General features: G+C 57.8%; 20 protein-coding genes. 2 read left to right on the top strand and 18 right to left on the bottom strand.

The window, feature by feature from the left end; genetic code table 11:
* Nucleotides 1–5 precede the first annotated feature (5 nt).
* From AC22G1_RS04865 to trmJ, 4 genes are all read right to left on the bottom strand, one after another.
* Complete coding sequence (locus AC22G1_RS04865) at nucleotides 6–1,220, bottom strand: IscS subfamily cysteine desulfurase (RefSeq protein WP_487315769.1); 1,215 nt, start codon at nucleotides 1,218–1,220, stop codon at nucleotides 6–8.
* Between the two features lie 28 nt (nucleotides 1,221–1,248).
* Nucleotides 1,249–1,722 carry a Fe-S cluster assembly transcriptional regulator IscR gene (gene iscR, locus AC22G1_RS04860; RefSeq protein WP_050657239.1) on the bottom strand — a complete coding sequence of 158 codons (474 nt, stop codon included), beginning with the start codon at nucleotides 1,720–1,722 and terminating at the stop codon, nucleotides 1,249–1,251.
* Nucleotides 1,723–1,811: 89 nt separating this feature from the next.
* Nucleotides 1,812–2,624 carry a serine O-acetyltransferase gene (cysE, locus tag AC22G1_RS04855; protein ID WP_487315768.1) on the bottom strand — a complete coding sequence of 271 codons (813 nt, stop codon included), beginning with the start codon at nucleotides 2,622–2,624 and terminating at the stop codon, nucleotides 1,812–1,814.
* 1 nt (nucleotide 2,625) lies between these two features.
* Nucleotides 2,626–3,348 (bottom strand): tRNA (cytosine(32)/uridine(32)-2'-O)-methyltransferase TrmJ, encoded by a 723-nt coding sequence (gene trmJ / locus AC22G1_RS04850; RefSeq protein ID WP_487315767.1) that lies wholly within the window; start codon nucleotides 3,346–3,348, stop codon nucleotides 2,626–2,628.
* Nucleotides 3,349–3,489: 141 nt separating this feature from the next.
* On the opposite strand from trmJ, the gene suhB reads away from it, so the two are divergent.
* Nucleotides 3,490–4,287, top strand: a complete 798-nt coding sequence (suhB, locus tag AC22G1_RS04845; RefSeq protein WP_487315766.1) for an inositol-1-monophosphatase — start codon at nucleotides 3,490–3,492, stop codon at nucleotides 4,285–4,287.
* A 122-nt stretch (nucleotides 4,288–4,409) separates the two neighbouring features.
* Complete coding sequence (locus tag AC22G1_RS04840) at nucleotides 4,410–6,326, top strand: LTA synthase family protein (protein ID WP_487315765.1); 1,917 nt, start codon at nucleotides 4,410–4,412, stop codon at nucleotides 6,324–6,326.
* A gap of 46 nt (nucleotides 6,327–6,372) precedes the next feature.
* On the opposite strand, the gene AC22G1_RS04835 is transcribed toward AC22G1_RS04840, so the two are convergent.
* From AC22G1_RS04835 to AC22G1_RS04770, 14 genes are all read right to left on the bottom strand, one after another.
* Nucleotides 6,373–6,705, bottom strand: coding sequence for a hypothetical protein (locus AC22G1_RS04835; RefSeq protein WP_487315764.1), 333 nt, complete (start codon nucleotides 6,703–6,705; stop codon nucleotides 6,373–6,375).
* Between the two features lie 103 nt (nucleotides 6,706–6,808).
* A complete protein-coding gene (locus AC22G1_RS04830; RefSeq protein ID WP_487315763.1) occupies nucleotides 6,809–7,159 on the bottom strand; it encodes a hypothetical protein in 351 nt (116 codons plus the stop codon).
* Between the two features lie 138 nt (nucleotides 7,160–7,297).
* The gene (locus tag AC22G1_RS04825) at nucleotides 7,298–7,588 is read right to left on the bottom strand and encodes a hypothetical protein (protein WP_487315762.1); all 291 of its coding nucleotides are present in this window, start codon (nucleotides 7,586–7,588) and stop codon (nucleotides 7,298–7,300) included.
* A gap of 77 nt (nucleotides 7,589–7,665) precedes the next feature.
* The gene (gene secF, locus AC22G1_RS04820) at nucleotides 7,666–8,610 is read right to left on the bottom strand and encodes a protein translocase subunit SecF (RefSeq protein ID WP_487315761.1); all 945 of its coding nucleotides are present in this window, start codon (nucleotides 8,608–8,610) and stop codon (nucleotides 7,666–7,668) included.
* 8 nt (nucleotides 8,611–8,618) lie between these two features.
* A complete protein-coding gene (gene secD / locus AC22G1_RS04815; protein WP_487315760.1) occupies nucleotides 8,619–10,466 on the bottom strand; it encodes a protein translocase subunit SecD in 1,848 nt (615 codons plus the stop codon).
* Nucleotides 10,467–10,491: 25 nt separating this feature from the next.
* Nucleotides 10,492–10,824, bottom strand: a complete 333-nt coding sequence (gene yajC, locus AC22G1_RS04810) for a preprotein translocase subunit YajC (RefSeq protein WP_487315759.1) — start codon at nucleotides 10,822–10,824, stop codon at nucleotides 10,492–10,494.
* 18 nt (nucleotides 10,825–10,842) lie between these two features.
* On the bottom strand, nucleotides 10,843–11,961 hold the full coding sequence (gene tgt / locus AC22G1_RS04805; protein WP_487315758.1) for a tRNA guanosine(34) transglycosylase Tgt: 1,119 nt from the start codon (nucleotides 11,959–11,961) through the stop codon (nucleotides 10,843–10,845).
* A gap of 37 nt (nucleotides 11,962–11,998) precedes the next feature.
* Complete coding sequence (gene queA / locus AC22G1_RS04800; protein WP_487315757.1) at nucleotides 11,999–13,063, bottom strand: tRNA preQ1(34) S-adenosylmethionine ribosyltransferase-isomerase QueA; 1,065 nt, start codon at nucleotides 13,061–13,063, stop codon at nucleotides 11,999–12,001.
* A 288-nt stretch (nucleotides 13,064–13,351) separates the two neighbouring features.
* Nucleotides 13,352–14,728, bottom strand: coding sequence for an ATP-binding protein (locus AC22G1_RS04795; RefSeq protein ID WP_487315756.1), 1,377 nt, complete (start codon nucleotides 14,726–14,728; stop codon nucleotides 13,352–13,354).
* The gene (locus AC22G1_RS04790; protein WP_487315755.1) at nucleotides 14,725–15,387 is read right to left on the bottom strand and encodes a response regulator; all 663 of its coding nucleotides are present in this window, start codon (nucleotides 15,385–15,387) and stop codon (nucleotides 14,725–14,727) included. The genes AC22G1_RS04795 and AC22G1_RS04790 overlap by 4 nt, the downstream gene beginning before the upstream one ends.
* A gap of 7 nt (nucleotides 15,388–15,394) precedes the next feature.
* Nucleotides 15,395–16,018, bottom strand: coding sequence for a tetratricopeptide repeat protein (locus tag AC22G1_RS04785; RefSeq protein WP_487315754.1), 624 nt, complete (start codon nucleotides 16,016–16,018; stop codon nucleotides 15,395–15,397).
* Complete coding sequence (locus AC22G1_RS04780; protein WP_487315753.1) at nucleotides 16,015–16,791, bottom strand: SDR family oxidoreductase; 777 nt, start codon at nucleotides 16,789–16,791, stop codon at nucleotides 16,015–16,017. The genes AC22G1_RS04785 and AC22G1_RS04780 overlap by 4 nt, the downstream gene beginning before the upstream one ends.
* Entirely contained in the window at nucleotides 16,791–18,845 is a 2,055-nt protein-coding gene (locus tag AC22G1_RS04775; protein ID WP_487315752.1) for an AMP-binding protein, read from the bottom strand. The genes AC22G1_RS04780 and AC22G1_RS04775 overlap by 1 nt, the downstream gene beginning before the upstream one ends.
* Entirely contained in the window at nucleotides 18,835–19,440 is a 606-nt protein-coding gene (locus AC22G1_RS04770; protein WP_487315751.1) for a thermostable hemolysin, read from the bottom strand. Before AC22G1_RS04770 ends, AC22G1_RS04775 begins: the two co-directional genes overlap by 11 nt.
* Nucleotides 19,441–19,550 lie beyond the last annotated feature (110 nt).

The following is a 19,550-nucleotide window of genomic DNA, read 5'->3' as shown; positions in this document are numbered from 1 at the left end:
AAATCTTAGTGAGCGACCCAGGCGACCGATTCGAGGTCGACACCGTCTTTGTACATTTCCCACAGCGGCGACATTTCGCGCAGGCGGCCAATGGCGTCTTTCACACAGCTGATGGTGTAGTCGACGTCCTCTTCGGTAGTGAAGCGGCCGATGGAAAAGCGAATGGAGCTGTGGGCCAGTTCGTCGTTGCGGCCGATGGCGCGCAGCACGTAAGACGGCTCAAGGCTCGCGGAAGTACAGGCAGAACCGGAGGACACGGCCAGGTCTTTAAGAGCCATCATCAGAGATTCGCCTTCAACGAAGTTGAAGCTGATGTTGATGATGCCAGGCACGTGACGGTCCAAAGTGCCGTTCAGATGCACTTCTTCGATATCTTTAACCCCTTCCCAGAGCTTGTTGCGAAGGGCGCTGATGCGCTCGCCTTCGGCGGCCAGCTCTTCCTTGGCAATACGGGCGGCTTCGCCCATGCCCACGATCTGGTGGGTCGCCAGGGTGCCAGAGCGCATACCGCGCTCGTGGCCGCCACCGTGGGTCTGGGCTTCGATGCGGATACGGGGCTTGCGGCGCACATACAGGGCACCGATACCTTTGGGGCCATACATTTTGTGGCCGGAAAGGGACATCAGGTCGATCTTCAGTTCGTTGAGATCAACCGGGATCTTGCCAGCGCTCTGGGCGGCGTCGACGTGGAAGATCACGCCTTTGCTGCGGCACAGCTCGCCGATGGCGGCAACGTCTTGGATTACGCCCAGCTCGTTGTTCACATGCATGAGAGACACCAGCACGGTGTCATCGCGCAAGGCGCCTTCGATTTGCTCAACCGGGTGCAGGCCGTCTTCGTTGGGCACCAGATAGGTTACCTCGAAGCCTTCGCGCTCGAGCTGGCGACAAGTATCCAGAACGGCCTTGTGCTCAATCTTGGAGGTAATGATGTGCTTGCCCTTCTTCTGGTAGAAGTGGGCCGCGCCTTTGATGGCCAGGTTGTCAGATTCGGTGGCGCCGGAGGTGAATACGATTTCACGGGGGTCGGCACCGATCAGGTCGGCGATGTTGGCACGGGCCTCTTCCACCGCCTCTTCGGCTTGCCAGCCGAAACGGTGGGACCGAGACGCGGGGTTACCGAAATAACCGTCCATCGTCAGGTATTGCATCATTTTTTCTGCAACGCGGGGGTCTACCGGGGTAGTGGCCGCGTAATCCAGATAGATTGGAAGCTTCATTGCGTTCTCCGTTACTGCCTCGCCACGCTCACAATTGGCATTGCACGGTTATGCTGTCTTTTTGATGGCGGCTTTCCTGACGGGTGGCCACCTTACGAATTTCCTTGCGGGCAACCAGGTCAGCCAGGGTAATACCGTCCAGAAAATGGCTGATTTGATCGCTCAAGTTTGACCACAACGAGTGGGTCAAACACTGACTACCTCCATGGCAGTCAGCCTTGCCTTGACACTTGGTGGCATCGACGGACTCGTCGACGGCCAGGATCACCTGGCCCACGCTTATCTGGTCAAGTTCCTTGCCCAGGCGATAACCACCACCGGGACCGCGCACGCTGGACACCAGGTCCTGGCGACGCAGCCGAGAGAAAAGCTGCTCCAGGTAGGACAACGAGATCCCCTGGCGCTCGGAAATATCGGCGAGCGAAACAGGGCCTTCGTCGGCGTGCAGCGCCAGGTCAAGCATGGCGGTGACGGCGTAACGTCCTTTGGATGTCAGTCTCATCAGTACAACCGGCCTTAGTGAGTGATGGGGCTATTTTCCCAAACCTGACTATTTTGGTCAACTATTAGCAGGTCCGATTGGCCTCATCGTTAAATACTGGGGTCGAACCGCTCCAGATCCTTGTGGCGTTTGTCGGCGGCTTCTTTCTCGTCACCGGCAAATTCTTCAAGATCCAGCTGGGGCAGTTCCTTCTCACACACATTGCCGCCCAAGTCGTTGATGGCTTTGCACATGGTGGAGAATTTGGAGTCCATGACATGGACATGGTCGAGCAGCGCACCGATGGCTTTGGCCACCGGGTCAGGGTTGTCCTGGGACACGGCGTAGGCGTCAAAGCCGTATTTTTTGGCCATCATCTGGCGCTGCTCTGAGGTGTGAAAATCCTGCTGCGCCACGATGCGGCCCGGAATACCGATGGCGGTAGCGCCGGCCGGTACATCCTTGATAACCACAGCGTTGGAGCCGATACGGGCGTTGTCGCCAATCATCAAAGGCCCCAGTACCTTGGCACCGGCGCCAATCACCACCCCTTTACCCAAGGTGGGATGGCGCTTACCGGCCTTCCAGGAAGTGCCGCCGAGGGTAACCCCGTGATAGAGAGTGCAGTCGTCGCCAATCTCGGCCGTTTCGCCAATCACCACGCCCATGCCGTGGTCGATAAAGAAACGCCGGCCGATGCGGGCGCCGGGGTGGATCTCGATACCGGTCAAAAAGCGGTTGGTGTTGGACACTGCCCTGGCCAGCCACTTGGCGTTGCGCTGCCATAGCCAATGGGCAATGCGGTGCCACCATACGGCATGGAGGCCCGGGTAGCTGGTAAAGACCTCAAAGGCGTTGCGGGCCGCAGGGTCGCGGTCGAATACGCTGTCGATGTCTTCTTTGATTCGTTGCCAGATCCCCATATCAGTCTCTTTTTAGGCGCAAAACAGAGGAAAGGATACCGCGCAGAATGTTGAGCTCGTGCTCGTCGGGGCGGGTGCGGGTAAAAAGGCAGCGCAGCTTTTCCATCACCTTGCCCTGGTGGGCTTTGATAAGAAAGCCGCTATGGTCGAGTGCCTGCTCAAGGTGCTGGTAAAAGCCCTCCATTGCCTCGGCAGGGGGATAAACCGTTTGGTCCTGCTCGTCGGACTTGGGCGCTGCACTTAAATAGGCCATGCGCATTTCATAGCAAAGGATCTGCACGGCCTGGGCCAGGTTTAGCGAGCTGTATTCGGGGTTGGCATCGATGCAGACATGAAAATGGCACTGCTGCAGCTCGTCGTTGGTCAGGCCGCTACGTTCGCGGCCAAAAACAAACGCCACCTCCCCTTGCTGGCCTTCGAGTTGGGCTTTTTCACCCAGTTCACGGGGGCTTAGCATGGGCCATGGCAAGGTGCGGGAGCGGGCGCTGGTGCCGGCCACCAGGGCGCAGCCGCCAATGGCATCAAGCAAGGTAGGAACGATGGTAACATCGCGCAGCACATCGGTAGCGCCAGCGGCCAGGGCCGATGCCTGACCGTCCACCTCACATTGGGGGTCGACCAGATAAAGACGGGATAAACCCATGGTTTTCATGGCGCGGGCAACGGAACCAATGTTGCCGGAATGGGTGGTACCCACCAGTACGATACGGACCTTGTCTAACATTACCTGAGTGCAGCAGTCGGAAAAGGAGAGGCAGTGTACCACAAGCAAATTTGAGCAGCGCCGCTTTTCTTTTCCCCCTACCCTTGCTAGAATTCGCGCCCGCCATTTCCGGCCCGTTCTTTTTCAATTGGTGAGTCGCTTATGCATCCGATGCTGAATATCGCGGTACGCGCTGCGCGTGCTGCCGGCACCTTTGTCGCAAAGTCTTTCGAGCAACCTGAGAAGGTTGAAGCTCAGGTAAAAGGTACCAATGACTGGGTAACCAACATAGACAAAGAGGCTGAGCGCCTCATCATTGAGACCATCAAAAAGTCTTACCCAGACCACGCTTTTGTGGGCGAGGAAGGCGGTGCTCAAGGTGAAAGCGACTACCAGTGGGTGATCGATCCTCTGGATGGCACCACCAACTTTCTGCGCGGCATTCCGCATTTCTGCGTCTCCATCGCCCTGCGCGTTAAAGGTAAAACCGAACAAGCCGTGGTCTTTGACCCCATTCGTGGCGAAATCTTCACCGCCAGCCGCGGCATGGGCGCCCAGCTCAACGGCAAGCGCCTGCGGGTATCGGCCGTGAAAGAACTGAACGGCACCATCTTGGCTACCGGCCTGCCCTTCAAACAGCGTCAGCACTACAACAGCTATATGGCCCTTTTTACCGCCATCTTTGAAAAAGCAGCCGACGTGCGCCGTAGCGGCTCTGCCGCTCTGGACCTTAGCTACCTGGCCGCTGGCCGTATCGACGGTTTCTTCGAGCTGGGCCTCAAGCCCTGGGACATCGCCGCAGGTGAGCTTATCGCCCGTGAAGCTGGCGCCATCGTTACCGATTTTTCCGGCGGCCACGACTACTTCAAGAGCGGTAACATCGTTGCCGCCCCGGCGCGGATGCTGCCGGCTCTGCTGGGCACCATCAAGCCGCTGCTGACCGACGCAATCGCCAAATAAGTTATTGTGTCGTCACAAAAAACCGCTCAGTTGAGCGGTTTTTTACTTTATGACAACCTTCTTAATTTATCCTTAAGATTCACCTTATCCAATGCACGCTCGCTGTTCTATCGAGCCCTGCCATGCGTTCATTGTCGCTGCGTTTTATCCTTGCTTCCCTGACCCTGTTAACCCTTAGCCGCCTTGGCCTTGCCCTGTGGCTATGGCCCCGCGTCGAGGCGGCCGGCGGCCTGTGGCCGGTTATCCTGGGAGGCTGGCGCATCGATCTTAGCCTGCTGGCGCTGCTTTGCCTCATCCCGTTGCTGCTGTCTTGCTGGCTTGGCCATCGCCGCTGGCCCACTGTCTTTACCGCTTGGTGGTATCGGTTGTGCTTTTTTGCACTGGCTTTTATGGAGATAGCCACGCCGCAGTTCATCCTCGAATACGATACCCGCCCCAACCGGTTGTTCTTTGAATACCTGGTCAGCCCCCATGAAGTCTTTGCCATGCTCTGGGAAGGTTACAAAGGGGTATTGGCCGTCAGCTTTATCCTGCTGGCACTGGTGGCCTGGCTGGCCGTGAAAGCCCTGCCGGTTAAAACCGACGCCAGGGCTTTGCCATGGGCAGGGCGCATCGGCGGCTCGGTGGCACTGTTTCTGCTTTGCTTTTTAGCGGCGCGCGGCACACTGGAACACAGGCCCATCAACCCCTCGCTGGTGGCCTTCAGTGATGACAGGCTGGTCAATACCCTGGCGCTGGATTCCTTCTACAGCACCGCTTTTGCCGCTTATCAGCTTAAGAACGAGAGCTTTGCCGGCGGCGCCTACGGCAAGATGGACCAGCAAGAAGTGATTCGACGGGTCCGCACCCTGGCAGGGCTCAGCCCCAATGCCCAAGACCCGGCCATGCCGAGCCTGCATTATCAACAAGCCAGCCATGCTCCGGCCAAGCCGCTTAATATCGTGATGATTGTCGAGGAATCCCTGGGCGCCCAATTTGTGGGTAGCCTCGGCGGGCAAGACTTGACCCCCAATCTCGACAAACTGGCGGGCGAAGGCTGGTGGTTCAAGCAGGCTTATGCCACCGGCACCCGCTCGGTGCGGGGCCTTGAAGCGCTCACCACCGGCTTTTACCCCACACCGGCGCGAGCAGTATTAAAACTGCCCAGAGCCCAGAGCGGCTTCTTTACCCTGGCGAGCCTTTTAAAGCAGTACGGGTATCACAGCCGCTTTGTCTATGGCGGTGAATCCCATTTTGACAACATGAAGAACTTCTTCCTGGGGAACGGCTTTGACGAAATCCATGACCGGGCCAAGTTCACCAACCCCACTTTTGTCGGCTCCTGGGGCGCCAGTGACGAAGACATGTTCCACGAGTTGGATAACTTGCTGAGCCAGGACCGTCAACCAACCCTGACAGTGGCCTTTTCGGTGTCCAACCACAGCCCTTATGAATATCCCAAAGGCCGCATCCAGCCCCAGGGCGACCCGGCCAGCCGCGCCAACGGCGCCCGCTATGCCGATTGGGCCATCGGCCAATTCTTTGCCAAAGCCAAGACCCAGGCTTATTGGGACAACACCGTCTTTTTGGTGGTGGCCGACCACGACTCGCGGGTGTATGGCGCCAATGCTGTGCCGGTGCCGCACTTTCATATCCCGGCCCTTATCCTCGGCAAGGGGGTTGCGCCCCGCCAGGATGAGCGCGTTGTCAGCCAGGTCGACATGGCCCCTACCCTGCTGTCTTTGGCGGGGATCAGCAGCGCCAATCCCATGCTGGGGCAAGATCTCACCCGCCAAAACCCGGACCGTGCCTTGATGCAGTACGGCGACACCTTTGGATATTTGAAGGGAGACTTGCTGACGGTACTGCGCTTTAACAAAGCGCCGGAGCAATACCGCTATCAAGGCGGTCAGCTGCTGGCCCAGCCCCAGCTATCATCAGAAGAGACTAAAGATGCCCTGGCTCTTGCCCTTTGGCCCAGCATCGCCTACCGCCAGGGCTATTACGCCCAAATCTCGCAACATCAGGCCGAAAAACTGCAACTGGCAACCAAGCCCTGAAAAAGAAAAAGGACCTGCAGAGGTCCTTTTTAAACTTCAGTGTTAATTAAAATTGTCGACGACCGGGGTTGGCAGCGTTGCGAAAGAAATTTTGAGCTGACTCTTCCGATCGCTCCATCTCTTCGCGGGTACGACAATAGCGTTTGGTCATGTGAGAACCGGTAGGCTTGATGTACTCACAAACCAAGCGCTCTTTGACTTTACCGTCGGCGACCGTGACCACGTCTTCTTGCTGCCTGAGTTTGTGCACCCCTTTTTCTTCAGGGAACTCATGCTGCACAGGCAAGTCAGCATACTTACTCTCCGACAATTCAGGCCCTTGCGAGGCACAACCGGAAAAGAGTAAAACAGCAACACAGGAGAGAGATAATCTTTTCATCTTGAAGCATCCTTACTTTTTAGCGGGCTTACACTCTTTTCTATTAATTTAGGATTAAATTAAAGAAACCCGACAATTTTTACTTATTGAGAAAGCTCTTAGCCTAGGGTTTATGTGTAATAAAATCACCATGGCGGCCGGGGTTAGGCAAATGCAGCATCGTCTCGTTAGCTTCCTTTTCAGCCTTCTCCATCTCTTCACGGGTACGGCAATAGCGCTTGGTCATATGAGAGCCGGTAGGCTTGATGTACTCACATACTAGCCGGTCTTTAACCTTACCATCGGCAACAGTCACCACATCTTCTTGCTGACGCAGTTTGGTGACGCCTTTTTCCTCAGGATATTCCTGCAGTACCGGCACTTCAGCATATTCTGACTTTGAGACATCAACGCTTTGTGAGGCGCAACCTGCAAGCAATGCAGTGGCAAAACTGGTTAACAATATTTTTCTCATTTTATGCTTCCTTGCTCAAGATTTGGACACATCTCAAGCCTACGCACAAAAAACCACAAATTCAACAAATTAAAAACAAAACAAAAACACTTATAGCACTCCCCTCTGGTGTGAAAAAGCCGGCTTACGCCGGCTTTTTTACTGATGGGTTTGGTTACTAGACCGTTCCATATGCCGCATCGCCTCTTGGCTTTGCTCTTCGGCAGCTTTGATCTCTTCTGGTGTGCGGCAAACACGCTTGGTGATGTTGCTGCCCAGAGGCTTGGTAAATTGGCAGATAAGATGCGGTTTGTTGTCGTCGGCCTTAGCGGCAGCAGTGGCCTTGTTGGTGGCCTTTGCGTTGGTGCTGGCGTGACTGTCGATGGTGGCTTGCTGGGCGCAGCCGGCCAGGGCCAGCATCAGCAAAGGGAGAAAACGTACTGCGTTCATGGAGATCCCTCTTTGTTAAAGGCCTAATCTACCAAAGAAAAAGGGGCCATCGGCCCCTTTTATCAATTGCTTACAAATTAAGGCAGCGGGTCCAAGTCGGCCCCTTCCTTCTCTACCACGGTTGGCATCAAATCTTCTTTGCTCAGGCCCAGTTTCAGGGCCACGGCAGATGCCACATAGATGGAAGAATAGGTACCTACGGTAATACCCATTAGCAGCGCCGCCGCAAAGGCGTGGATCACCGGGCCGCCTACCGCGAAAATAGCGATAACCACAAACAAAGTGGTGGCGGAGGTCATGATGGTCCGGCTGAGGGTAAAGGTCAGGGCGTTGTTGGTGATCTCAATCGGGGTGCCCTTACGCATCTTGCGAAAGTTCTCTCGGATACGGTCAAACACCACGATGGTATCGTTCAGTGAGTAACCGATCACCGTCAGCACCGCCGCCAGAACGGTAAGGTCAAACTCGATACCCAGCAGCGAGAAAAAGCCCAGGGTAATGGTCACGTCGTGAAAGAGCGCCACCACCGAGCCCAGAGCCAGTTTCCACTCAAACCGCACCGACACGTACAGCAGGATACACAGCAGCGCCACAAACACGGCCAGGCCGCCCTGCTCTACCAGCTCATTACCCACAGAGGGGCCAACGAACTCGATGCGCTTGAGGGTAACGTCGTCGCCGCTTTTGGCCTTGAGGTTTGCCACCAGGCGGTCACCCAGGCTGGACGATTTGGCTTCGTCCTGAGGGGGCATACGAATAAGCACGTCACGGCTAGTGCCGAAAAACTGCACCGAAGGCTCACCAAAACCGCTTTGCTGCAGTTCGCTGCGCACCTTCTCCAGGTCGGCCGGGCGGGCAAAGTTCACCTCAATCAAGGTGCCGCCGGTAAAGTCCAGGCCCCAACTAAGGCCTTTAACGACCAGCACGCCAATGGAAGAGAGCACCAATACCAGCGACAAAATGGCCGCCGGCAGGCGCATCTTCATAAAGTTGACGTCGCTTTTAAAATTAAAAAACTGCATGACGTCTCCTAGATGGACAGTTTCTCAACACGGCGACCGCCGTAGATGAGGTTAATGACGGCACGGGTACCGACAATGGCGGTAAACATGGAGGTCAGGATACCGATGGCCAGGGTCACCGCGAAGCCTTTCACCGGGCCAGAGCCAATACCGAACAGGATAAGAGCGGTGATCATGGTGGTGATGTTGGCGTCAGCAATGGTGGAGAAAGCGTTGGAATAGCCGTTATGAATGGCTTTCTGCACCCCGACACCGGCATTCAGCTCTTCACGAATACGCTCGAATATCAATACGTTGGCATCCACCGACATCCCCACCGTCAACACGATACCGGCGATACCCGGCAGTGTCAGGGTGGCCCCCGGAATAAGGGACATAATGCCGACAATCAACACCACGTTCATCACCAGGGCCAGGTTCGCCACCAGGCCGAAGGCGCGGTAGTAAATGGCCATGAAGATAAGGATGGCGATTGAACCGTAAATCAGGGAGTTCATGCCGTCCTGGATGTTCTGGGCACCCAAAGACGGCCCCACGGTACGCTCCTCAACAATCTGGATGGGTGCCAACAGGGCACCGGCACGCAGCAGCAAAGAAAGGTTGTGGGCTTCTTGGGGGGTGTTGATACCGGTGATGCGGAAGCTACGGCCCAGGCGCGCCTGAATGGTCGCTACCTGGATGACTTCTTCAACCTTTTTCAAGGTCGGCTTGCCATCGGGGCCTTTCTCGCCGGTTGGTTTGTACTCGATAAACACCGTGGCCATCGGCTTGCCGATGTTGTCCTTGGTGGCGCGGCTCATCATGTCGCCGCCTTGGGAATCGAGCTTGATGTTGACCTGGGGACGCTGGTATTCGTCAAAGCCTGATTGGGCGTCTTGAATATGGTCACCGGTCAGCATGATGCGTTTTTCAGCCAGCACCGGGCGGCCGTCACGGCTCTTATAGAGCACGGAGCCAGGCGGTACGTGGCCGTTCAGGGCGTCACCCAGGTCGTGCTGGGTATCCACCAGGTGGAATTCCAGGGTCGCAGTAGCACCCAAGATTTCTTTGGCGCGGGCGGTGTCCTGCACGCCAGGCAGTTCAACCAGGATGCGGTCGGTGCCTTGGCGCTGCACCAGAGGCTCTGCCACACCCAACTCGTTCACCCGGTTACGGATGATGGTGATGTTCTGGCTAAGGGCGTACTCGCGAATTTCCTTGATGCGGGCGGGGGTGAGGGTCAGCACCACATCCTTGCCGTCTCGGTCGACCTGGTAATCGGTGCCGGCACTTTTCTTAAGGAAGGTCTCGGCTTGCTGGGCGGTCTCGTCGTCACGCAAAGTGACCTTGATCTTGCCCTCGCCGATGCGGCGAATACCGGTATAGCGCAGCTTTTCTTCACGCAGGTTGGTGCGCAAATCGGTTTGCAGGTCGTTCTCGGCCTTGGTGATGGCCTCGGGCATGTCCACCTGCATCAAGAAGTGCACGCCGCCACGCAGGTCAAGACCCAGCTTCATGGGGCTGGCATGCACATCGCGCAGCCAGGCCGGTGTGGCGGGCGCCAGGTTCAGCGCCACGCTGTAATCGTCACCCATGGCCTTGGTCACTACTTCCTGGGCTTTTAGCTGGGTTTCAGTGTCACTGAAACGGGCCAGGAGCAGGCCGTTTTCAACGGCGATAGACTTGGCAGTGATGCCGTCTTCTTTAAGGGCGGCACGCACCTTGTCCAGGGTACTGTTGTCGACAACAGCGCTACGAACCCCGGAAACCTGTATGGCAGGGTCCTCACCGTAAAGGTTTGGCGCCGCATACAGGAACCCGATGACGACCACGACGATCAGCATCAGGTATTTCCACAGCGGGTATTTGTTCAACACACCAGCTTTCCTTCTGTTTTTGTTATTAGAGCGACTTCATGGTGCCCTTGGGCAGCACAGCCTGTACGGCGGCTTTCTGGACAGTCACTTCGGTGGTGTCGTTCAGAGCGATAACGAGGAAGTCTTTATCGTCTTCTACTTTGGCGATACGGCCAATCAGGCCGCCGTTGGTCAGCACTTCGTCACCCTTTTTCAGGCCACCCATCAGGTTTTTGTGCTCTTTTACACGTTTGGCCTGGGGACGATAAATCATGAAATAGAAGATGGCGCCAAACAGCACCAGCATGATGATGAGCTGCAGACCGCCGCCTTGTTGACCGGCCGCGCCAGTGCTGGCGAACGCAGAATTGATGAACATAACTTCTCCTAAAGGTTATTAAAGTGCGGGTACTTCCATACCCTTGCGCTCGTAAAAGTCTTTTACAAAGGCGTCTAATCTACCTTGCTCTATGGCACCCCGCAAACCTTCCATCACCCTCTGGTAATACCGAAGGTTATGTATGGTATTTAGGCGGGCACCGAGGATCTCGTTACAGCGATCCAGGTGATGCAGATAGGCCTTGGAATAATGCTTGCAGGTGTAGCAATCGCATTCGCCGTCCAGGGGACTGGTGTCGGTGCGGTGCTTGGCATTACGAATTTTGATGACACCTTCGGTTACAAAAAGGTGGCCGTTACGGGCGTTACGGGTAGGCATAACGCAATCGAACATATCGATGCCGCGGCGCACCCCTTCCACCAGATCTTCGGGCTTGCCCACCCCCATCAAGTAACGGGGCTTGTCGGCCGGCAGCTGCGGGTTTACGTGGCTCAAAATGCGGTGCATGTCGTCTTTGGGCTCACCCACCGCCAGGCCGCCAACGGCGTAGCCGTCAAAGCCAATTTCTGTCAGGCCCTTGATGGAGACATCACGCAAGTCTTCATACACCGAGCCCTGGATAATGCCAAAGAGGGCATTGGGGTTTTCAAGCTTGTCGAAATGATCGCGCGAGCGTTTGGCCCAGCGCAGGCTCATTTCCATGGATTTTTTAGCTTCATCATGGGTGGCCGGGTACGGGGTGCACTCGTCGAAGATCATCACGATGTCAGAGCCGAGATCGGTCTGAATTTCCATGGACTTTTCCGGGTCCAGGAAGATTTTGTCGCCATTGATGGGGTTACGAAAATGCACGCCGGCTTCGGTGATCTTGCGAATATCCCCCAGGCTAAACACCTGAAAACCACCGGAATCGGTAAGAATGGGGCCATGCCAGTGCATGAAATCGTGCAGGTCGCCGTGGGCTTTCATCACGTCCTGGCCTGGGCGCAGCCACAGGTGGAAGGTGTTTCCCAACAGAATTTCGGCGCCGGTGTCAGCCACTTCTTCCGGGGTCATGCCCTTGACGGTGCCGTAGGTGCCCACCGGCATAAAGGCCGGGGTTTGCACCGTACCGCGCTCGAAAACCAGCTGGCCGCGGCGAGCCTGGCCATCGGTGTTAAAGAGTTCGTATTTCATTGCTGCTCCTGGGAATCTGGAAAAACAGTCCAGCCCCTTACGCCCCCGGGCCCTTGGCCTCGGGGTTTTTGGTGATAAACATGGCATCGCCATAGGAAAAGAAGCGGTAACGCTCAGCTACCGCCTCGCGGTAGGCCGCCAGGGTTTCGCTGTAACCGGCAAAGGCGCTTACCAGCATGATGAGGGTGCTTTCGGGCAGGTGAAAGTTGGTCACCAAGCCATCCACCACCAAAAAGCGGTAACCGGGGTAGATAAAGATATCGGTGTCGCTGGCAAAAGGCGCCAATTCGGTGCCGGCCTTCTGGGCGGCCTGGGCGGCAGACTCGAGGCTGCGCACCGAGGTGGTACCCACCGCAATCACCCGCCCGCCCCGCGCTTTACAGGCATTAACGGCGTCCACCACCGCTTGCGGCACTTCGGCATACTCGCTGTGCATCTTGTGCTCGAAGATGTTGTCGGCCCGCACCGGCTGAAAAGTTCCAGCCCCCACGTGCAGGGTTACAAAGGCGGTTTCCACCCCTTTGGCGCGGATTTTTTCCAGCAGCGGCTCGTCAAAATGCAGGCCAGCGGTGGGAGCCGCCACGGCGCCAGGTTTTTCGTTATAGACGGTCTGGTAGCGCTCGCGGTCGGCGGCGTCATCGGGGCGGTCGATATAGGGCGGCAACGGCATGTGGCCGATGCGCTCCAAAATGCTCAGCACCGTTTCTTCGCCGTCAAAAACCAGCTCAAACAGGGCGTCGTGGCGGGCAGCCATGGTGGCGGTAACGCCGTCATCAAACACCAGAGCGCTGCCTTCCTTGGGCGATTTACTGGAGCGCACATGGGCCAGCACCCGCTTGTCGTCCAGCACCCGCTCCACCAGCGCCTCAATCTTGCCGCCAGAGGCCTTCTGGCCAAAGAGCCGGGCCGGAATAACCCGGGTATTGTTAAACACCAGCAAGTCGCCTGGCTCAAGCTGGCCAAGCAGATCGGTAAAGTGGCGGTGGGCAACGCTGCCGGTAGGGCCATCGAGCATCAGCAGCCGGCTGGCACTGCGCTCCGGCATGGGGTGGCGGGCGATGAGGTCTTCGGGCAAGTCAAAATGAAAGTCGGCGCGTTGCATGGCAGGTAATACGGGTTAAAGGGGGCGGTAGTTTACCTTCTGAGCGGCCGCGAAGCCAGTTTTGACGCAGCCTGGCGCGGCCAGAGTGCGGGTATGGCGGCCCACTCACTGTTGTAATTTTACTACAAAAAGCTTGCCTGAAGGGTAATGCGATGGGTAAGCTACGAATTGTGTCGTCATTAGACAAGATTTCTGCGTCTTGCATCCCCCCCAATGGCGGCAGCTGGTTACCAGCACTTTTTCACATCCTGTTGTGTTACTGTTCCTGTGTATTTTTGGTGCCCGGCCTTATGGCCGGGCTTTTTTTATGCTGGCACGCAGGCCGCCTTGGGGGCTGTCGTCAAGCTCCAAAGCCAGGCCGTGGCGACGGGCGATCTCCACCACAATGGCAAGGCCAAGGCCGGCGCCGTCCACCGGGCTACCCGCCAGGCGGTGAAAGCGGGCTAGGCAGGCCTGGCGCTCTTCGGCCGGAATACCAGGGCCGCAATCGTCCACCGTCAGCTGGCCGTCTTCGAGGCTGATTAGAATTTCGCAGTCACTGGGGCTGTAACGCAGGGCGTTATCAACCAAATTGCGGATCATCACCGCCAGTAACGCCCTATCCCCTTGAACCTGCCAGTCTTGCTGCTCATCAAGCGCCAGTTGCTGGTTGCGCTGCTGGGTCAGGGGGTACATCTCAGCCAACAGCGCGCGGATAAGCTGGCCCAGGTGCACGGTTTCAATCTTCGGCAACTGGTTTTTGCCTTCCAGCCGGGCCAAGGTCAACAGCTGCCCCACCAGGTGGGTCAAACGGGCAATGCCGCTACGGGCCGCCGCCAACGAGGCTTCTCGCGCTTCGGCGGTGTCGGCATTAAGGGCGTTATCCAGATGCAACTGGGCACCGGCCAAGGGGGTGCGCAGCTCGTGAGCGGCGTCGTCGGTAAAGCGCCGCTCCCGTTTTAAGGTGTCGTCCAGGGCTTCAAGCAGGGAGTTTAGGGCCTGCACCAGCGGTTTGACCTCCGCCGGAGAGTCCTCGATGCTAAGGGGCGCCAGCTCATCGGGGCTGCGTTTGGCCACCTGGGCCGACAGCGCCTTGACCGGCCTTAGCCCCCGGGTAATGAGCACCCCGGAGAGGATGATCACCAGCACCGTCATCAACCCGGCCTGCCACAGCGCCGGTTTCAGCACCGCCTCTTCGGTTATCTCTTCACGCACTTCCGCCAGCTGGCCGGTTTGCAGCCAGTAGCTGTCATGGTCGTCAAAAACGGTAAAGAGCCTCCAGCGCTGCTCGCTTGGCGACAGCAACCAGTGATAGCCGGGAGATTTAAGGGAAATATCTTCGTTGAGGTTGGAAAACAGCAACTCCCCTTCCGGGCTGTAAACCTGGAACAGCAGCTTTTTCTCGTAGTGATGGCCGAAGATGGTTTCGTCGTGCTCAGACTCCCCGGCTACCAGGCTGTGGCGGGTGGCGGTGGCCAGGGCGTCACGGATGGCGTTGAGCCGCTCGGTGTCCAGCGGCTTTTCCACCATACCCATAATGATGCGAGCCGACTGGGCCAGCTCGGCGTCGTACAGCTCTTCGGCTTCGTGGGCGGCGCGGGAATAGCCAAAGATGCTGACCGCAATCAGCACCAGCAGGAACATCACCACAAACCGGATGGCAAAATAACGGCGGATGGATTTCATGATAGCTTCGGCATCACGTAACCCACGCCACGAATGGTTTTAATGAACTCGCTACCGAGCTTTTTACGCAGGTGGTGCACGTGCACTTCCAGGGTGTTGGATTCGAGCTCTTCGCCCCAGCTGTAAAGCCGCTCAATCAGCTGCTCGCGGGTCAGTACCCGGTCCGGTTGGCGAATCAGTTCGTGCAGCAGGGCAAACTCGCGCCGAGAAAGGGCCACCTGCTCGTTCGCCAACATCACCTGATGGCTGGCAGGGTCCAGACTCAGTGGGCCATTGGCCAGCACCGGGTCCACCTGATTGACCGGGCGCCGAGACAAGGCCCTGAGCCTTGCCAGCAGTTCGCGCGATTCAAAGGGTTTGACCAGGTAATCGTCGGCGCCGCTGTCCAGGCCCTGGATGCGGTCGTCGATGGCGTCGCGAGCGGTCAGCATCAGCACCGGCAGCGACATGCCCTGACGGCGCCAGCTTTTAAGAAGCTCGATGCCGGAGCCATCAGGGAGCTGCCAGTCCAGCACCACCATGTCGGGCTGGCCAGCGGCCATGGCGCTTTGCGCCTCGCTGATACGCTGGTACCAGTCAACGGCATAACCTTCACGGCCAAAGGCGGTAACCAGCCCTTGGCCCAGCAGTACATCGTCTTCAACGAGCATTAAACGCATGAGCTTCCTATCGTAACTTGGCCTGCACTTTGTCCAGGCGTTCTTTTACTTCACCGCGGCGGCCGGCATCGGCCACTTCCCGCCCGGGCCGGGCCGGAGCAGCCAGCGCCTTATCAAGGTAAACCTTGGCTTCCTTGTAACGGCCCTGGTCCATCAAAAAATCCCCGTAAAAGAAGTTGGCGTCAATACCGCTTGGGTTAATAGCCAAGCCTTTCTTGAGGTTAGCTTCCGCTTTGTCGTCGTCGCCAAAGCCGATGGGCCAGCCCGGCACCTGATAATACAGGGAGCCAAGGGAGGTATAAGCTGAACCGCCCAGCGCCTCGCCGTTGAGTTTGATTGCCTGCTCCAGCTCGGCTTTGGCTTCTTTCACGTATTTAAGGGCGCCAATGCCGCCTTTGGCACCGGCGTAGCTGGCGCTGATGATAGCACCCCAGATGAGGTAATCGGCATCATCGGGGTGCGCTTTGACATCGGCCTGCACTTTGTCACGCAAGTCGCTAAAGGCCTGCTTTTGCTGCTCGTCTGCGGTCTGGTATTTGATTTCCGCCCAGCTCTGCTGGTAATAGCTCACTGGCGCCGCCAGCACGCTGGTGCTGATAAGGGCCAGGGCGCCAAGCATCAACGCTTTCATGATGACTCCTTTGCATGGGCCTTGATGGTGGCCAGCTGCTTTTTCACCGCGCCGTCCACCGCCGAAGGAATAAGGGCATTCACCCGGGTAAAAAGGCTCTCAGGAAAGCCAAGCACCATGCTGGCTTTGGGTTTTTGAATGAGAAGTTGCACCGCCTTTGCCACCACCTGTGGGCTGTCCACCTTGTTGCCAAGGGCCTTGTTAAGGGCCACGGCGTTGGGGCTGTTAAGGGGGGTGTCGGTGGCGCGGGGCGCCAGGTAACTGACGGCGATGCCGGCATCTTGCAGCTCGCGGCCAAGGGCTTCTGAAAACCGCTTAAGCCCGCCTTTGGCGGCGCCATAGGCCACATACCCCGGATACCCAATCTCCCCCAGCACCGAGCCAATGTTAATCAGGTGCGCGCCACTTTTAAGGCTGGGCAGCAGGCCGTGGGCCACCGCCATGGGCGCCAGCAGGTTCAGGCGAATTTGCTGCTCGATTTGCTGCCAGCTGCTTTGCTCAAAGGTTTTGAGCTGGTTGGTGCCGGCGTTGTTAATAACCACATCCAGCGTCACGCCGAGCTCTTTTACCCGTTCGGCAAGCTCGCTGCCCGCCGTGGAAGCAGCCAAGTCGAGCCCCAGGGTCAAATGCTCGCCGGGCAGGCTGCTGGCCAGGGCTTTTAGCTTGTCTTCATTGCGAGCCACCAGCAGTAAGCGATGGCCGTCGGCGGCCAGGGCTTTGGCAATTTCCTGGCCGATACCGCCGCTGGCGCCTGTCAATAAGATGGTCTTCATTAAGCCTCCATGGGCAAACTGCGGAACATGTCGCCGTAGAGGCGGTACATGCGATTGGCCATGTGAATGATGGCGGCCTGATCAGCAGGGTTATCGATGCGGTTCATCAATGACTCGAAGAAATCGATGTGCTCAAGGTCGAGGCTGCCGTGGGAATAGAGATACCGGCAGGCCGCTTTGGGCAGGCCCAGTTTGGCACGGATCACATCGGCCATGGGGGTCGCCAGGTTGACCGAGGTGCCTTCCAGTACCCAGACCATGCCAAACAAGCTGACCGGGTTGCCGCGGTTAACGCTGTCGTAGGCGTAGGACACCATCATCTCGGTTTCGAAATTGGGCTTGGAGGCGCGGGCTTGTTCTTTGTCGCCACCGGCCGAGGCGATGTCATCGAGGATCCACTCGTGGTGGCCGTATTCTTCCTCGATGTACTCGGTAATGGCGGCGCGCAGCCACTCTTTGTCGTCCCCCAAGCGAGTGCCGCAAGCCATCATCAAGGGCACGGTATGTTTGACGTGATGAAAGGCATTGTTCAAAAAGGCCAGGTAGCGGGGCAAGGTCACATCGCCCTGCTGGCAAGCGAGGATAGCAGGCGCGCTCAGCAGATACTGCTGGGCCTCGCGGGTCTCGGTTTTCAGGCGCTCGAAAAAGCTCACCGGGCCGCTTTGTAACCTTTTGGCCAGCACCTGGCGGCGAAGGCGACCATTGGCGGTTACTTCCTGGCGCTCGGCACTGAACGGCTCATTGGTGGCCGTGAGGCTTTGCAGGTGGGCGTAATCGGGCAGCGCGGCATTGAGCTGCGCTGTTATGGCGTCAAGGTCGCTGCGCTCGGTCACCACCAGGGCGTGAATGCCCTGCTCTTCATCACCATAAACGAAAGCTTGTTTGATGCCGGTGATGGCTCCAAGCTCGGCTTCAAGCCACTCCGGCGCCACGTTGCGGCCCATGGCGGTAACGATGGTGTCCTTGGAGCGGCCCTGGATGGTTAAAAAGCCGTCTTCCGACAAGTGCCCCAGGTCCCCTGTGGCGAGCCACTCGCTTTGCTGCTCGCTCTCCCCCAGATACCCAAGGAAGCTGTTGCCGCGCACCAGCACTTCGCCGCTGTCGCTGAGTTTTACCTCTACATGGGGCAGCACCTTACCCACAGTGCCAAGGCGCTGGGCGCCAGGGCTGTTAAGGGCCACCACTGAAGCCGCCTCTGACAGGCCATAACCTTCAAACACCGGCAGCCCCAGTTGCGCGGCTTGTGCAAGCACACCTTGGGCACTTTTGCCGCCGCCAAGGGCGATAAAGCGGTAGCTGTCGGCCATGCCCTGGGCTTTGCCCGCCAGCAACACCGGCAATAATCCGGGCACCAGAATAAGGCTATGGGGCTGATACTGGCCGAGGGTGGCCAGCATTTTGCCCGCATCCAGGCCACTGGCGCCGGTCATGCCAAGGCTTGCCATGGGCAGCAAGGTAACGCTGGCGCCAGCCAGCCAGGGCACATAAAGGCCGCCGAGGTTTTCAAGCAGTACGGCCAGCGGCAACACGCAAAGGTGGCGCTCGACGCCCAGGTTTTGGGTGGCGGCCACCAGGCTGCTGGCCACCGCCAGCATGTTGGCTTCTGACAGGCAAACCCCTTTGGGAGTGCCTGTGGTGCCAGAGGTGTAGGTGATTTTGGCGGTGCCTTCTGGCAAGGGCTTAACGCCCTCGACACTCAGCAGGCTAAGCACGCCTTGGCCGGTCTCAATGGTTTTACTGGCCATGGGCAGCGCCACCGGCGCCAGCACCGCGTCCAGCCCGGCATCGCCAATCAGGTGCATCTGCTGGCCACGGCTAAAAAAGGTCGGAATAGGCACCAACACCCGTTTGGCCTTGAGGGCGGCCAAGTCGGCCACGGCCCAGGCAGGCTCGTTGTCCATCAACAAGCCCAGGCGCTTAACCCCAAGGCTGGTGAGGCGGTCGGCCAGTTCGCTGGCCGCTGCTAACAGCTCAGGGCCGCTCAGCTGGCAAGAATCGGTGGTAAGGGCGCAAGGGTTATTGGCAAGAGCTTTAGCCAGAGCGTCATACAGCATCGTTAATCTCCTGGCCTATGGCCTCCAACATACGTACCAGCACCGGCTGCTGCTGGATGGCTTCCCACCCTTTGGCAACAGAGCCGGCAAAGACCGCCGGTTTGGTCTGGTAATAACGGCCCCAGTCGGCAGCGCCGTCACTCAGGCGGCTGGCGCTAGCTTGAGCCAGGAACCAGGGCTCAAGGCCCAGGCGGCCAAAGGCCGATTGCAATTCGCGGGTGGCGGTAAAGACCACATAATCGACACCGCTAAGGGCCAGATAACGGGTGATAACCAAGATCATCAAGCGCGAGCCACCGGCTTCACCGGCCAGGTTGCCCACCTCGACGATTTGCTTGCGCGCCACCTCGGCATTTAGGCGCTGGCCCAAAATCTGGTCGATATCGCCATCGAGGTATTGCTCGAGGTACAGGCGGTGGCCTGCGGCGCTGCGCATGCCGCAGCTGGCCAGCCAGTTGTCTTGGCTGGTCAACAAAAACTGAGTAGGAAGAAAATGCCGCAACTTGGCATCGTGACAATCGGCATAACGTAGACAGGCAAACTGCTTAATGCGATCGAAGGCATCCATGCCCTCTACTGCGCGATGAATAGCCATCGCAGAAGGTGCAAATTTGGCCAACATAACCTTACCTCGCCGTAACCTTGAGCCCAGACTGGCTGCTCAAACTTAAGACAGCGTTAAACCGTCTTTGAGCTGGGATCCGC

Source organism: Gallaecimonas zhanjiangensis (assembly GCF_057624825.1).
Note: the sequence above shows the minus strand (reverse complement) of the source record. Positions and strands in the feature narration are given on the sequence as shown.